A 14,795-nucleotide genomic window follows, 5' to 3' on the forward strand; every position below is an offset into this window, starting at 1 on the left:
TATCGTAAAGGGCGCTCTCGCCCGGTAATTCTAATGATATAAATACTTTTTTATTCATTAGGTGCAAAGATATAAAAAGTTCACGAATCTACAAAACCATTTTTTCAAAAAAATTAAACCGGTGGTTCTTTCCTTATTTTCATTTATAAATACTATTTTTGTTTCAACTCAAATTTATTTTATGGATTTAAAAGACAAAATGATTCTCAGCATCATCCAGGAAGACTCTACTTTATCTGTTAAGGAAATATCAGAAAGGATCGGTCTTACCTTCACTCCTACTTATGAACGAATCAAACAATTGGAGAAGCAGGGCATCATTGAGAAATATGTAGGTCTTTTAAACCGTGAAAAGCTGGGGCTTAATATTGTGGTGTATTGTAATGTCCGTTTAAAGGAACAATCCCAGAAAGTTCTGGAAACTTTTGAGAAGAACATTGGCAAACATGACGAAGTACAGGAGATCATCAGTCTTTCCGGCGAGTACGATTATATGCTTAAAATTATCGCTAAGGATATTAACTCATATAATGATTTCGCAGTTAATGTTATTTCGAATATCCCCAATATCGGACAATACCACAGCTCTATTGTGCTTCACGAGGTGAAAAAATCTACAAAGTTTAAGATTGATCTGGAATAGTTTGTCTTCATTTGATAATTTATTAAGGTAATTATATATTAGTTTACACAAACTATTTTTCAACGAAACAAACAACAAAGACTATCTAAAACAGATAGTCTTCTTTTTTTATTAATAATCTTAAAATTTAACGAAATGGAAAATCCAAAATTTGACAAAGAAAAGTTCAACGATGAAGTTGAACAAATAGTAAACCTTTTAAAAGGTAAAAGTTATACCGAAATCAAGTTTCTATTTAAGTATGTTATTATAAGAATTAAAGAACGTTTATTCATTAATTAGATTATAAAATTCCTCAATTGTCATGTCTAAATCAATTTCAGATTTATCTGTCATTTTTACAGTTATACAATCCTCACCTCCAATATGAGATTCTATAACAGATGAAATACAAGTGGTATTTATAATGCAATGTTTACCAGTCATGTCTTCAAGCTTAATTAATTTTGTGTTCATAGTATAATTTTGCCATAAATATACAAAGAAATCTATGGAAATTTCGTATATTTGAGGTCAAATTTTTCGAAAGACAAAAGCATTAGCTTTTATTCTGCCTGTAGGAATCTGGTAAATTCAAAATGAGGTGTAGAATAAGTAAGTTGATTGCTCATGCTCAATATGGGCATGGGTTCTCTTATTTATACCTCATGGTTTACCAGAACCTCTACAGATTAAATAAGAACTAACAGACCCATGCTTTTTTTATTTAATCACAAATTTTCTACATAGGGTTTGGGTAGATTTAAAATCTATCTTATGAAAAAGACTTTATTATTGCCTCTTCTGGCTATCTCATTGTTAACTTTAAATTGTTCTGGGAGTGATGATGATTCATCTAATAATCAGCAAACAACACCTGTACAAACACAGTATTTCAATCCCCCTACATGGATTAAGGGAAGCTGGAAAATTTCTAATACATCAACAACTTATTTCAAGTTCACCAATGATGACTTTATTCTGATAACACCTTACACCAGCTATAAAGCTATTTTAGAGCAAACAGCAGCTACGGGGCAACCTGCTAAGGTGGTAGAACAAACTTCTGACTATTATTATGAGTTTACAATAACAGCAGGAGCTTCCTCTGGGCAATACAAATTCAAGAAAATCAGTGATACAAAGATTCAATGGGTTGGTAGTACTCCTTTCTTTTTAGATAAAGAGTAAAAGTTTAACACACCAATAAATATTAATCATGTTTAATACCAACATAAAATCGGTTTTTGAACTTACTCAAATCTTTTCTACTGAGCAGGAGTGTATAGACTACTTAGAAATAATGAAATGGAGCAAAGTTCCTGTAAGTCCTTTTGATGAAACTTCAAAGGTATATAAGTGTAAGAATAACCAGTATAGATGTAAAAATACTGGCAAATACTTTAATGTCAAAACAGGAACATTGTTTGAAAACTCAAAAATCAGTCTTCGTAAATGGTTCATGTCTATATGGCTAGTGACTTCTCATAAGAAAGGAATTAGTTCTATACAGTTATCCAAAGATATTGGAGTGACTCAAAAGACTGCATGGTTCATGCTTCAAAGAATTAGAGCTTGTTTTGGTATTGAGAATGGCAATGAGCTAGAGGGTGTTGTTGAATGTGATGAAACATTTATTGGGGGAAAGAACAAGAATAGACACAAAGACAAAAAGGTTAAAAACTCTCAGGGACGTAGTTTTAAGGATAAAACACCAGTAATGGGAATGCTTCAAAGAGATGGTAAGATGAATGCCTTTGTTGTACCTGATACAAAGAGAAGTAGTATTCAGCCATTAGTTTGTAGATATGTAAATCCAGAAACTACAACCCTGATTTCTGATGAATGGTTAGGATATACAGGTTTAGATAAATACTATGACCATAGAATCATAGACCATTCTAAAAAAGAGTATGTAAGTTTGCAGGATAGTTCTGTACATACAAATAATATAGAAGGAAGTTGGAATATACTTAAAAAGAGTGTTTCAGGAATGTATAATCACGTTTCTAAAAAGCATCTCCAAAAATATGTTGATGAATTTGTGTATAGATTTAACCTGAGAAAGGTCTCAGACCAAGAAAAATTCAGATATTTGTTATCAAATTCAAATATCAGAACTAAGTACAAAGAATTATGTCAATGACAATAAGTGAACAGCTTAAACACGAACAAGTGAGACACACTATTATAGATGGTGAGGAGTATTTCTATGTAGATGATATTAAAGACAAATTCGGTTACTTAATACTGGATGCCAATAAAGTAATCTACATAGATGAAACACCATTAATAAAATCAGAGTTTATACAGAAACTATCAAAGTTTGACCAATTAATAAAACAAACCTTGATTTTTAAGCCTAAGAAAAAAGATAAAGAGAACTAATTTAGTTCTCTTTCTTTTTAGTATTACAGCATATTTAATTGATGCTTCCAATTTTGTTTATCTTTTATTAGGATGAAATTGGTGTTTTTCTCATCATATTCGATTAGTTCTTCTGTGACACCAGTTCCATCTGCTAAATATTGTTCAAGATTTTCAATCTTATAAAACTGACCAGCTTTGTTACAACAAGTAATAAACATGGGATAATCATTAAAGTATTTAACAACTAAATAATAATCACGATATGTATTCATATAAATTTTTCATTAAAAGTAATAAAATTACAGAACACCTGATAGAAAATAAACAGCTTGATGGTTGTAGTAAAAGAACAAATGTAAGTGCTTTTCATTTGCCTAAAATCTGCTCTCAACTCTCAGAGGAGGAAATAGAGGCTTTAAACAATGGAAAAGAGATAACAGTAACAATTCAAACTATAGAAACATTAACAATAAAAAAGTTTAAATAGTTTGTGTAAACTAATATATAATTACCTTTATTAATAATCGCAAGAATACACAAGGAGAAATATTGCTGAGCGTTTTTAAAATAAAGAAAGTTTTTTTACTTTGTTGAACTTTATACCTTGTGTTTTTATCTCAGTTCGCCTGCACTCAATCTAATTTCCATTCTTATCCTTTTTACAGATCTACAACATTTATTTAATTCAAATCTATTCTCACAATTTTAAAGATGCTTCGATTCCGCTCAGCATGACAGCCCTGCAGAACGTCGTTCGTAATCAGAAGTATCAACTGAGCGAAATCGAAGCTTTGATAAGATCTTTAACAAATGTTGTCTTAGATCAACCCAATAATTTATTTTTCAGCTTATTGAACTGGTATTCTATTTTATCGAGGCTGAGATTTCCGATACTTCCCTGGTGGGTATGATTCAACTCTCCTGCTTCAAAATCAAATTCATTGTTTTCAATCTCCTGTCCTACTTTGATGTAAGCATCCCGGAACGAACTTCCGTTTTTCACTTCTTCATTAATTTTCTCTACACTGAAAAGATATTTATATTTTTCGTCTTCCAGAATTCCATCTTTTACCTGAATATTCGGAAGGGTATAATTTAAAATTTCCAGACATTCTTTTAATGAATCAATAGCTGGAAAAAGAATCTCTTTTGTAAGCTGTACATCTCTGTGGTAGCCCGACGGAAGATTGTTGGTAAGTATAATCAGTTCATTCGGAAGCGACTGGATTCTGTTGCAACGGGCACGAACCAGCTCAAAAATGTCCGGATTTTTTTTATGCGGCATAATGCTGCTTCCTGTGGTAAATTCTTTCGGAAAGCTGATGAAATTGAAGTTCTGATTAAGATACAGACATACATCATACGCAAATTTCGAAAGCGTTCCAGCTAAGGCTGCCATGGACATGGCCAGTAATTTCTCAGATTTTCCACGCGTCATCTGGGCATATACTGAATTATAATTCATTGACTGAAATCCCAGATTATAGGTAGTGCTTTCACGGTCGATCGGAAATGAAGAGCCATATCCTGCTGCTGAACCCAAAGGATTTTTGTTGATGATATTTTTCACTGAAAACAGCAGTTCAACATCATCCAGCAACGCTTCAGCATAAGCCCCGAACCACAACCCGAAAGAAGACGGCATTGCAATCTGCAAATGTGTGTATCCGGGAAGCAATACATTTTTATGCTGATCTGCAAGTCCCGTAAGGATCTGAAAAAACTCATCTGTTAATACGGTAATCTCACGAATCTCGTCTAAAAGATAGAGTTTGATGTCTGTCAAAACCTGATCATTACGTGATCTTGCGGTATGGATCTTCTTTCCGGTATCGCCTAATTTTTCAATGAGTATCGCTTCGATCTGAGAATGAATATCTTCAGCTTGTTTATCGATCTCAAAATAATTGTTCTCAATATCATTCAGAATGGTTTCCAGAACGGAAAGCATCTGTTTTGATTCTTCACCGGAGATAATTCCGGTTTCTGCCAGCATTTTACAATGTGCCATTGAACCTTTAACGTCGTATTTTGCCAGACGTTCATCAAAGTCAAGATCTTTTCCGACTGTAAAATTGTTGACTAATATATTGGTAGCAAGGTTATCCTTTTGCCATATTTTTTTCATAGATAATTATTTAATATTGTTTCAGCAGCCCGACAGGAATCCTTAACTATACTGTTACCAGTAAAAAAACTATTAAAAAAACATCTCCACATTCAAAAGCTTTTGTTTTTAATTTTTCTTTTTGCATAAATCCTTATTAAAAACTCCACTTTAATTTCCTGCCGAGCGTAGCTAAAACATGTATTGTTGATGAGAAGCTTTAAACCTAAGCTATCACTTCTTCTTTTTTATAAAACTTTTTCCAGAATCCGGATATAGATTTCAATTCCTTCTTCTATTTCTCCTATATGGATGTACTCATCTGCTGTATGGGAGCGCCTGCTGTCTCCAGGTCCTATTTTTACCGATGTACAAGGAATGATCGCCTGATCCGAAGAGGTAGGTGAACCGTACGTGGTCCTTCCTATTTCCAATCCGGCCTGTACAAACGGGTGATCCATTTCAATCTTTGACGAGTTAAGCCTAAATGACCTTGCCCTGAGTTCTGACTTCATCTGTGACTGAATGATTTCAAATGCCTCTTTATTGGAATATTCATCGGTAACCCTTACATCCAGCGTGAAAGAACATGATTCCGGAACCACATTATGCTGTACGCCGGCATGAATTCCTGACAACGTTATTTTTACTTCACCCAGATAGTCTGAAATTTTAGGAAACCTGAAGTTTAAGATATGCTGAAGATCTTCCATGCATTTTACAATGGAATTATCATCGTTTGGATGAGCAGCATGAGAAGGAGTTCCTTTCATTTCCCCGTCAATAACCAAAAGTCCTTTTTCCGCGATCGCCAGATTCATCTGCGTGGGTTCACCTACAATAGCGAATTCCACATTGGGAAGCTGCGGAAACAGGGCTTCAATTCCATCAAATCCTGAAATCTCCTCCTCTGCTGTCAAAGCAATAACTAAATTATATTTTAAATCTTCTTTTTCATAAAAATGTAAAAAAACCTGAGCCATAGAAACCAAAGAGGCCCCCGCATCATTGCTCCCCAGTCCATACAGCTTTCCGTCTTTTTCTATTGGCAGAAACGGGTCCAGCGCATATGCTTTGTTGGGTTTTACCGTATCATGATGCGTATTGAGCAGAACAGATGGTTTGAATACATCAAAATTCTTATTCACCGCCCAGATATTGTTTTTAAAACGTTTTGTAGGGATCTGATGTTTTCTGAAGAAGTTTTCAATTTCTACCGATGTATTGAATTCATCTTTACTGAATGAAGGAATTTCAATCAGTTTTTTAAGCAGCCCTATAGCATTACTCAATAATTCTTCTTTATTATAAACAGATTTCAGTTCCTGCATGATGATTTTCTATATGATTTTTAAGTTCGGTTTCTTTGATCAGAAATACTTTATTTACATTGTTTTTTATAGCTCCCAAAGCATTTTCCAGTTTGGGAAGAATTCCTTTATGAAGTTTCCCCTGTTCTTTCAATGTCAAAAACTTCTCCTCAGAAACATTTCTGATAACGGAATCCGGATTATTAACATCTTCCAAAACCCCTTCTTTATCAAAACAATACAACAATTCAACTTCATATTTCTCCGATAAAGCCTGCGCCATTACAGAAGCAATGGTATCTGCATTGGTATTGAAAAGATTTCCTTTTTTATCATGGGTAATCGCAGAAAATACAGGAACAAGATCAAGCTTAATTAGTTTTGAAACCAGCTTCCTGTTCACACTCTTCTTATTAATATCTCCAACATATCCGAAATCAATTTCAGGATGTTCTCTTTTTTTGGCTTTAATTAAGTTTCCGTCTGCCCCCGAAAACCCTATGGCGTTACATTTTTTCTGCTGCAATTTTTCAACAATATTCTTATTGATTCCGCCCGCATACACCATCGTTACAATATCCAACGTCTCTTTATCTGTAATCCTTCTTCCATTAACCATCTTCTGTTCTACACCAAGCTTATCTGCCAGCGTTGTCGCCAGCTTACCTCCTCCATGAACAAGAATTTTCTTTTCTTTAATTTCGGAAAACTGCTCCAGGAAATGATTTAACAATTTTTCATCGTCAATCAGAGCGCCTCCTATTTTTATGATGTACAGCTTGTTCATTACAGATTGTGGTGTTTTTTGATATTTGTTTGATAATTTTATTTAATAGGATTTTACCCTATTCTTTGTTAAATGATTTTATATTTTATTTAATAGGATTGCATCCTATTCTTTGTTGAATCGTCCCTTCGGGACTTTAATCCGGATTTTATATTTCAATTTGACAGGATTCTATCCTGTCCTTTGTTGAATCATTCTTTTGGAACTCTTTTGGATATTATGATTTTATGTTGTCCAACATTTCGCTGAAGATGGCCTGAGCAGAGAATATCCGGTTTTTTGCCTGTTGATAGATAATGGAGTTTTTACCATCCATGACCTCGTCGCTGAGTTCTACATTTCTGCGGACGGGAAGGCAATGCATTACCTTTGCATCGTTGGTATTTTCCAGTTTTTCATTGGTCAGCATCCAGTTTTCTTTTACCTCAGGCATTGCTGCATAATCTTCAAAAGACGACCAGTTTTTCACATAAATAAAGTCTGCATCTTTCAGAGCTTCGTTCTGATCATGAATTACTTTTACATCTTTTGTAAAATTTTTATCCAAATCATAACCTTCCGGATTGGTGATCACAAAATCCACATCCATTTCCTGCATCCATTCTGCAAAAGAGTTTCCTACTGCGTGGGCAATCGGTTTGATGTGAGGTGCCCAGGTGAGAACCACTTTTGGTTTGCGTTCTTCTTTCCAGCTTTCAGTAATTGTAATACAATCTGCAAGGCTTTGTAAAGGGTGACGGGTTGCTGATTCCAGAGAAATAACGGGTACTTTTGCGTGCTGCTCAAACTGACTCAAAATACTTTCATTAACATCATCTTCCTTAACTTTCATTCCCGCAAAACAACGTACCGCGATGATGTCACAATATTGGTTTAAAACCTCAATAGCATCTTTGATATGTTCTACCGTATCTCCGTTCATTACGGCTCCATCGGCAAATTCAAGATTCCAGGCTTCCTGGGCTGCGTTTAAAGTCAATACATTTAGTCCTAAATTCTGGGCCGCTATCTGGCTGCTTAAGCGGGTTCTCAAACTTGAGTTCAAAAATACCAATCCAATTGTTTTTCCTTTTCCTTTTTCAGTTTCCGAAAGAGGATTTTCTTTAATTTCTAAAGCTTTTTTTATAATATCCTGTAAGCTTTCTACATCACTCACAGAGGTGAATTTTTTCATTTGTTAGTTTCTGTTTTTTTAATGGATAAATGGAATATCCATTTTAAAGATTTTGTTTACACATTAATTGTTGATCCGGCACATGAGTTTTAATATAAACTATTGTGGTTTAAATTTGCTCTAATACCATTTTCAAAGCATTGATGAAGAGATCCGTTTCTTCTTTCCTTATATTAAGTGCAGGAAGAATCCTCAATACATTTTTATCATTGGAGTTTCCTGTAAAAATATGATGGTCATACAGCAGGTTTTTCCTCACTTCTGAACAGTCTCTATCGAGCTCTATTCCTATCATCAGACCTTTCCTCCTGATAGATTGAATGTGTGGTAAATCTTTAATTTCATTTTCAATATACTCACCTATTTGCTGAGCATTTTTAATAAGATCTTCGTCTTTCATGACCTCCAGAACAGCAATTGCTGCAGCACAGGCCAGATGATTTCCACCAAATGTTGTCCCCAAAAGACCGTTACTTGCTTCAAATTTAGGATGAATCAACACTCCTCCAATCGGGAAGCCATTCCCCATTCCTTTTGCTGTTGTAATCATATCCGGTTCAACTCCAAATTCCTGATGGGCAAAGAAGTATCCGCTTCTTCCATATCCTGACTGTACTTCATCAAGAATAAGAGCAGCATTGTATTTATTACACAGCTCTTTAATTTTAAACAGAAATTCTGCTGTTGGAATCATGATTCCTCCTACTCCCTGAATGCCTTCAATAATCACGGAAGAAATTTCATTTCCGTGTATTTCAAAAGCTTCTTCAAGCTGCTTTATATCATTCCATTCTGATTTGATAAATTTTTCTGAAAAGTTGACCGGAGCCACAATTTTTGGATTATCCGTTACTGAAACCGCAGCAGAAGTTCTTCCATGAAACGATCCTGAAAAATAAAGCACTTTATCTTTCCCATTATGAAAAGAGGCCAGTTTTAAGGCATTTTCATTAGCTTCAGCGCCTGAATTACACAGGAATAAATTATAATTTTCATACCCTGAAAGTTCTCCCAATTTTTCAGCCAGTTCATTCTGCAAGTTATTCTGTACAGAGTTGGAATAAAATGAAATTTTCCCCAGCTGGTCTTTTAGTTTATTTTGATAATGGGGATGGTTATGCCCAATCGAGATTACAGCATGCCCACCATAGAAGTCAAGATATTTTTCTCCTTTATCATCCCAAAGAAAAGATCCCTGGGCTTTTACCGGATTTATATTAAATAATGGATATACGTTGAATAAATTCATTTTTGTTTTTTAATTAAGGTTTTAAAATTCATCATTAGCCTGTTGCCCATTCACTTTAAAACGCGATCGGCTTCAAATCCAGCCCCAGATTTTCTTCCCAGCCCATCGCAATATTCATATTCTGAACTGCCTGTCCGGAAGCCCCTTTTAACAAATTGTCAATCGCTGTGTGAATAACGGCTACATTTCCACTTTTCTCAATCTGGATCACACAGCGATTGGTGTTGACAACCTGCTTTAAATCAATTGCTTTTTCACTTACCTTTACAAAAGGCTCCTCTGCATAAAAGTCCCTATACAACTGACTGATATCTGAAAGTACTAAATCTGTTTTCACTGTAGAACTTGTAAAAATCCCTCTCGTAAAATCTCCTCTCCACGGAACAAAATTCAGGGTAACCTCTTTATGATTAAATGAGATCAACTGTTTTAAAACCTCATCCACATGTTGATGTGTGAGTGTTTTATATGCTGAAATATTATCATTCCTCCACGTAAAATGGGTTGTTGCCTGCAAAGACTGTCCGGCACCTGTGGAACCCGTAATTCCCGTTGTAAAAACCTCATCCAGCAATCCTTTTTCAGCCAAAGGCAGTAATGCCAACTGAATTGCCGTAGCAAAACATCCAGGATTCGAAATACTTTTGACTCCTTGAAGATTTTTTTTATTGATTTCAGGAAGTCCGTAGATAAAAGTTCTGTTTCCACATTCTCCATCCAAACGGAAATCGTTGCCCAGATCAATAACCAAAGTTTCTTCATTAACCGGATTCTGCTCCAGCCAATTCTGACTTTCCTTGTGAGGAAGACACAGAAAAAGAATATCTGTTTCCTCCGGCTGATCCGTCAGAATATCCTCGCAAACTGCCGTTAAATCCGGGTACAAATCTGAAATCTTTATTCCCGGATTGGAACGGCTATATAAAAAACTCAATGACACATGAGGATGAAAAGCCAGCAGACGTACCAATTCGCTTCCTGTGTAGCCGTTGGCGCCTACAATACCTACTGTTTTTTTCATGTTTAATGATGTTGTTGATAGCTGATAGGACTTCGTCCTATCCTTTATTAAATCATTCCTTCGGAACTCTTTTAACGGGCGTTCCTGATGGGTTGATTTTTATTGTTAATTTATGGGTTGATAGGACTTCATCCTATCCTTCGTTAAGTCGTTCCTTCGGAACTCCTATTATTATAATGTTGAATTGACCTGGTGGTATATATTCAGGGAATTGCTTACAATTTTGGTATATCCTTTTACATCTTCACCACTCCAGGCTCTGTTGGCTTCTCCATAACTTCCGAATTTATCAGACATCAGGTCATGACCGGACTCAATTCCATTTAAAATAAACCTGTAAGGATGAAGGGTTACAAATACTTTTCCGGTTACCATTTTTTGGGAATCCGCTAAAAAAGCTTCGATATTCCTCATCACAGGATCTAAGAAAAGCGCTTCATGAAGCCAGTTCCCATACCAATCTGAAAGCTGAGATTTCATCATCTGCTGATATTTTGAAAGGGTATGTTTTTCCAATAAATGATGGGCTTTGATAATTACAGATGCCGCTGCTGCTTCAAAACCTACTCTTCCTTTAATACCCACAATCGTATCTCCTACATGAATATCCCGGCCAATTCCATACACAGAAGCCAGTTCTTCTATTTTCTGAATTGCATAAACAGAATGTTTAAAAGTTTCTCCATTCACAGCAACCACTTCTCCGTTTTTAAATTCAATTTCAAGATCTGAAGGCTGAGTTTCTGTGATCTGCGAAGGAAATGCTTCTTCAGGAAGATAATTTCTGGAAGTTAATGTTTCTTTTCCTCCCACTGAAGTCCCCCAAAGCCCTTTATTCACAGAATATTGTGCTTTATGAAATTCCATTTCATAGCCGTGACTTTTTAAAAATTCAATTTCTTCTTCACGGGACAAAGACATATCACGGATTGGTGTAATGATTTCCACCTTCGGACACATCACCTGAAAGATCAGATCAAAACGAACCTGGTCATTACCGGCTCCTGTACTTCCATGAGCAATAGCATCAGCATTTATTTTAATCGCATATTTTGCAATCTCCTGTGCCTGAATGGTACGTTCAGCACTCACAGACAAAGGATACGTGTTATTTTTCAACACATTACCAAAGATCAGATATTTTACACAAGAATTATAATAATCCTCCTGAGCATCTACGCACCTGTACTCCTTTACCCCAAGATTCAGGGCTTTCTTCTCCAATTCTTTCTCTTCTTCTTTAGAAAAACCTCCGGTATTTACAGTAACTGCATACACATCATATCCCAGTGTTTCACTAAGATATTTTGCACAGTAAGAGGTATCTAAACCTCCGCTAAACGCTAAGATGACTTTCTTTTTCATCTGGATTCTTTTTATTATTTTTAATGGTCAGATGGAACTCATCAAGAGGATCTTCAACACCCGCTTGATGGATTTCATGATGATATTTATCTTCAGGCTGATCATCTGCAGCTTCCTTTATTTTGTTTTCAGGAACAAAAAGCATGGCTGTACAAAGACAGTTTTTGCGTTCCTTCATCATTAATATTTCATAATTCACACAGCTCTTACATCCGCTCCAGAACTCTTCATCCTGAGTAAGCTCTGAATAAATCACCGGCTTGTAACCCAGATCACTGTTAATCTTCATTACTGCAAGCCCTGTTGTCAGCCCGAATACTTTTGCATCCGGATATTTATCCCTAGATAGCTGGAAAACTTTTTGTTTGATTTGAGTAGCAACTCCTCCGTTCCTGAATTTTGGCGAAACGATAAGTCCTGAATTGGCTACAAATTTCCCGTGCGACCAGGTTTCTATGTAGCAGAAACCAACCCACTCTCCATTTTCAGTAGCTACAACAGCATTGCCTTCTGAAATTTTCTTACTCAAATATTCAAGGGAGCGCTTTGCAATCCCTGTTCCTCTACGCTGTGCAGAATCGTACATTTCCTGCTGTATTTCACTCACATACATTAGATGTGCGCATGAGGAAATTTCTATTTCCATTTATTTATCTAATTTTTTTGGCAAATTTAAAATATAATTTCTTCTAAATCCAAATTAAAAAGATATTTTTTTTATTTTTAGAAAATAAACAGGTAAAATTATCTTTATTAAAAATTATATATTTGCTAAATTATTATACATTTGCTAAAAAATTATAGTTATGGAAAATACATGTCCGAAATGCAATAGTTCCAAAATCGTAAAAAGTGGTATCATTAAGGAAAAACAACGCTTCCATTGTAAGGATTGCGGATATTACTTTACTGTTAAAAAACTGGGAAAACAAATCGACGATTATTATGTTACAAAAGCACTACAGCTCTATCTTGAAGGCCTAAGTTATCGTGAAATAGAAAGAATCATAGGGGTTTCTCATGTAACGATAAGCTCCTGGATTAAAAAATACAATATTACAAGACCTCCTCATTCAGAATTCCACCCCGTTTATAAAATACTGAAGCAAAATGAGCTGATAGAATATATAGCCCAGGAGGAAAATATCAAAAACTCAGGGATTATTATTACCCAGTTTGCGGACAAATATATGTTGATTAAGTGGGAAAGGTTTAAGAAGTAGATATTAGACAAAAGATGAATGGATAATGGATGATAGACTTTAAACCTTGTATTTTACGGATTGTATCTTAATAACTATACTATTACCATAAATATATATTAAATTTTCGTAAATAAATTATTAATTACAATTTGGCATCAATAAAAAAAAACGCCAAAAATTGATAATTTATGAATAAAATTCTCACATTCATAGGATTAGCCGTAATGAGTAGCTCTTTATACTCGCAGGGCTCTCCGGATTATGGCAGCGGATTAAAATTAAACCTCAACCAGGACGGAGATAAGTATATCAGATTTATTTTATGGGATCAGTTCTGGCTCAGGAATACCCAGATGAATCCAGGAAGTATGGTTGCCGGTGAACCTACAGACAATTCATGGAGCCTGGGAAACAGAAGATTACGTGCTCTAGCTTATGCTCAGATCTCTAAAAGATATATGATTCTGGCCCATTTCGGAATCAACAACCAGACCTTTATCAATGGCGGAGGATCAGGGACTTCAGGGACTGGAGGGTATGGAAACGGAAAAAAACCTCAGATGTTTTTCCATGATGCCTGGAATGAATATGCTGTTATTTTACCTGGAGAAGCAGGAAAATTCAGTTTATCTTTAGGGGCAGGACTTCATTACTACATGGGACTTTCCCGTATGACCATGGCTTCAACGCTTAATTTCCTAACCGTAGATTCTCCTATTTTCTCATGGCCTCTGATTGACAATTCAGATCAGTTTGCAAGACAGCTCGGAATGTTTGCTAAGGGAAAATACGGAAAACTGGAATACCGTTTCAGTTTAAACAAGCCTTTTGCCACCGATCTTGTACCGGTAAATGTAACTTATCCGTCGAAAGCTGCAGCTGTAGATAATAACGGAAATCCAAGCTTTTCAAAGGCAGGTTATGTTGAATACCAGTTCCTTGATGAAGAATCCAACACTCTTCCTTTCAAAGTTGGCTCTTACCTGGGAACCAAGAAAGTCTTCAATGTAGGAGCAGGATTTTATCACCAGGCAGACGGCACTAGAACTTCTGTAAATTCAAATATAGAAAAACATGACATTACTCTTTTCGCAGTAGACGCATTTGCTGATATTCCGCTGGGAGAAGCCAAAAACAAAATGGCCGTTTCTGCGTATGCCGGATATTACAATTATAATTTCGGCCCGAATTATATCAGAAATCTAGGAATCATGAATATTGCGGCAACAGATCCGAATTTCATCGGAAACAAAGCCATTGCAGGACCCGGAAATATACAGCCAACAATCGGAACAGGTAATATTATCTACGCACAGGCCGGCTTACTTTTACCCAATCAGGCAGAAAAACCTAAAGTCAGAATACAGCCTTTTGCAGCATATACCCATAAAAGCTTTGAAGCTTTTGACAAATCCTCTTCACAATTCGATATTGGTGCCAACTGGTTTATTGACGGGCATCATGCAAAAATCACCACCCAATATTCTACAAGACCGGTTTACACAAGCCCTACTGAAAGCCCTTCTTCTAAGGGAGAGTTCATTGTTCAGTTTCAAATTTACCTGTAACACTCAAGCTATCCCGA

Annotated in this window: 17 protein-coding genes; 7 read left to right on the forward strand and 10 right to left on the reverse strand. The window is 35.6% G+C overall.

Going from position 1 to position 14,795, the window contains the following annotated elements:
* The first annotated feature begins 181 nt into the window (after positions 1–181).
* Positions 182–643: an Lrp/AsnC family transcriptional regulator gene (locus tag J2Y40_RS05290; protein ID WP_153391378.1), complete on the forward strand. Its 462-nt coding sequence runs from the start codon at positions 182–184 to the stop codon at positions 641–643.
* 267 nt (positions 644–910) lie between these two features.
* Here J2Y40_RS05290 and J2Y40_RS05295 read toward each other — a convergent pair whose 3' ends face one another.
* The gene (locus J2Y40_RS05295) at positions 911–1,099 is read right to left on the reverse strand and encodes a hypothetical protein (protein WP_309997603.1); all 189 of its coding nucleotides are present in this window, start codon (positions 1,097–1,099) and stop codon (positions 911–913) included.
* 300 nt (positions 1,100–1,399) lie between these two features.
* On the opposite strand from J2Y40_RS05295, the gene J2Y40_RS05300 reads away from it, so the two are divergent.
* The 3 genes from J2Y40_RS05300 to J2Y40_RS05310 are packed head-to-tail and all read left to right on the forward strand — an operon-like array spanning position 1,400 to position 3,010.
* The gene (locus tag J2Y40_RS05300; RefSeq protein WP_309997604.1) at positions 1,400–1,813 is read left to right on the forward strand and encodes a hypothetical protein; all 414 of its coding nucleotides are present in this window, start codon (positions 1,400–1,402) and stop codon (positions 1,811–1,813) included.
* Between the two features lie 28 nt (positions 1,814–1,841).
* The gene (locus tag J2Y40_RS05305; protein ID WP_309997605.1) at positions 1,842–2,768 is read left to right on the forward strand and encodes an IS1595 family transposase; all 927 of its coding nucleotides are present in this window, start codon (positions 1,842–1,844) and stop codon (positions 2,766–2,768) included.
* Positions 2,765–3,010 (forward strand): hypothetical protein, encoded by a 246-nt coding sequence (locus tag J2Y40_RS05310; protein ID WP_309997606.1) that lies wholly within the window; start codon positions 2,765–2,767, stop codon positions 3,008–3,010. Before J2Y40_RS05305 ends, J2Y40_RS05310 begins: the two co-directional genes overlap by 4 nt.
* Positions 3,011–3,033: 23 nt before the next feature.
* Here the strand turns inward: J2Y40_RS05310 and J2Y40_RS05315 are convergent, their stop codons facing one another.
* Complete coding sequence (locus J2Y40_RS05315) at positions 3,034–3,264, reverse strand: hypothetical protein (RefSeq protein ID WP_309997607.1); 231 nt, start codon at positions 3,262–3,264, stop codon at positions 3,034–3,036.
* Between J2Y40_RS05315 and J2Y40_RS05320 the strand changes: the two genes are divergently transcribed.
* A complete protein-coding gene (locus J2Y40_RS05320; RefSeq protein ID WP_108411476.1) occupies positions 3,255–3,479 on the forward strand; it encodes a hypothetical protein in 225 nt (74 codons plus the stop codon). The two genes, J2Y40_RS05315 and J2Y40_RS05320, sit on opposite strands and share 10 nt — an antisense overlap.
* 336 nt (positions 3,480–3,815) lie before the next feature.
* On the opposite strand, the gene argH is transcribed toward J2Y40_RS05320, so the two are convergent.
* The 8 genes from argH to J2Y40_RS05360 form a co-directional block, all read right to left on the reverse strand.
* Positions 3,816–5,120: an argininosuccinate lyase gene (gene argH, locus J2Y40_RS05325; RefSeq protein WP_153391376.1), complete on the reverse strand. Its 1,305-nt coding sequence runs from the start codon at positions 5,118–5,120 to the stop codon at positions 3,816–3,818.
* A 227-nt stretch (positions 5,121–5,347) separates the two neighbouring features.
* Complete coding sequence (locus J2Y40_RS05330; RefSeq protein ID WP_309997610.1) at positions 5,348–6,430, reverse strand: M20 family metallo-hydrolase; 1,083 nt, start codon at positions 6,428–6,430, stop codon at positions 5,348–5,350.
* On the reverse strand, positions 6,405–7,196 hold the full coding sequence (gene argB, locus J2Y40_RS05335; RefSeq protein ID WP_153391373.1) for an acetylglutamate kinase: 792 nt from the start codon (positions 7,194–7,196) through the stop codon (positions 6,405–6,407). The genes J2Y40_RS05330 and argB overlap by 26 nt, the downstream gene beginning before the upstream one ends.
* A 217-nt stretch (positions 7,197–7,413) precedes the next feature.
* Positions 7,414–8,370: an acetylornithine carbamoyltransferase gene (locus J2Y40_RS05340; RefSeq protein ID WP_309997612.1), complete on the reverse strand. Its 957-nt coding sequence runs from the start codon at positions 8,368–8,370 to the stop codon at positions 7,414–7,416.
* Positions 8,371–8,479: 109 nt separating this feature from the next.
* The gene (locus tag J2Y40_RS05345) at positions 8,480–9,619 is read right to left on the reverse strand and encodes an aminotransferase class III-fold pyridoxal phosphate-dependent enzyme (RefSeq protein ID WP_309997614.1); all 1,140 of its coding nucleotides are present in this window, start codon (positions 9,617–9,619) and stop codon (positions 8,480–8,482) included.
* 55 nt (positions 9,620–9,674) lie between these two features.
* Positions 9,675–10,640, reverse strand: a complete 966-nt coding sequence (gene argC / locus J2Y40_RS05350) for an N-acetyl-gamma-glutamyl-phosphate reductase (protein ID WP_309997615.1) — start codon at positions 10,638–10,640, stop codon at positions 9,675–9,677.
* A gap of 171 nt (positions 10,641–10,811) precedes the next feature.
* On the reverse strand, positions 10,812–12,005 hold the full coding sequence (locus J2Y40_RS05355; RefSeq protein ID WP_153391365.1) for an argininosuccinate synthase: 1,194 nt from the start codon (positions 12,003–12,005) through the stop codon (positions 10,812–10,814).
* Complete coding sequence (locus J2Y40_RS05360; RefSeq protein ID WP_153391363.1) at positions 11,977–12,651, reverse strand: GNAT family N-acetyltransferase; 675 nt, start codon at positions 12,649–12,651, stop codon at positions 11,977–11,979. Before J2Y40_RS05360 ends, J2Y40_RS05355 begins: the two co-directional genes overlap by 29 nt.
* Positions 12,652–12,811: 160 nt before the next feature.
* Between J2Y40_RS05360 and J2Y40_RS05365 the strand changes: the two genes are divergently transcribed.
* Positions 12,812–13,228, forward strand: a complete 417-nt coding sequence (locus J2Y40_RS05365; protein ID WP_153391361.1) for a helix-turn-helix domain-containing protein — start codon at positions 12,812–12,814, stop codon at positions 13,226–13,228.
* 170 nt (positions 13,229–13,398) lie between these two features.
* Positions 13,399–14,778: a porin gene (locus J2Y40_RS05370; RefSeq protein WP_309997620.1), complete on the forward strand. Its 1,380-nt coding sequence runs from the start codon at positions 13,399–13,401 to the stop codon at positions 14,776–14,778.
* Positions 14,779–14,795: the final 17 nt, after the last annotated feature.

The organism is Chryseobacterium sp. 2987 (genome assembly GCF_031456375.1).
GTDB classification, from domain to species: domain Bacteria; phylum Bacteroidota; class Bacteroidia; order Flavobacteriales; family Weeksellaceae; genus Chryseobacterium; species Chryseobacterium vaccae.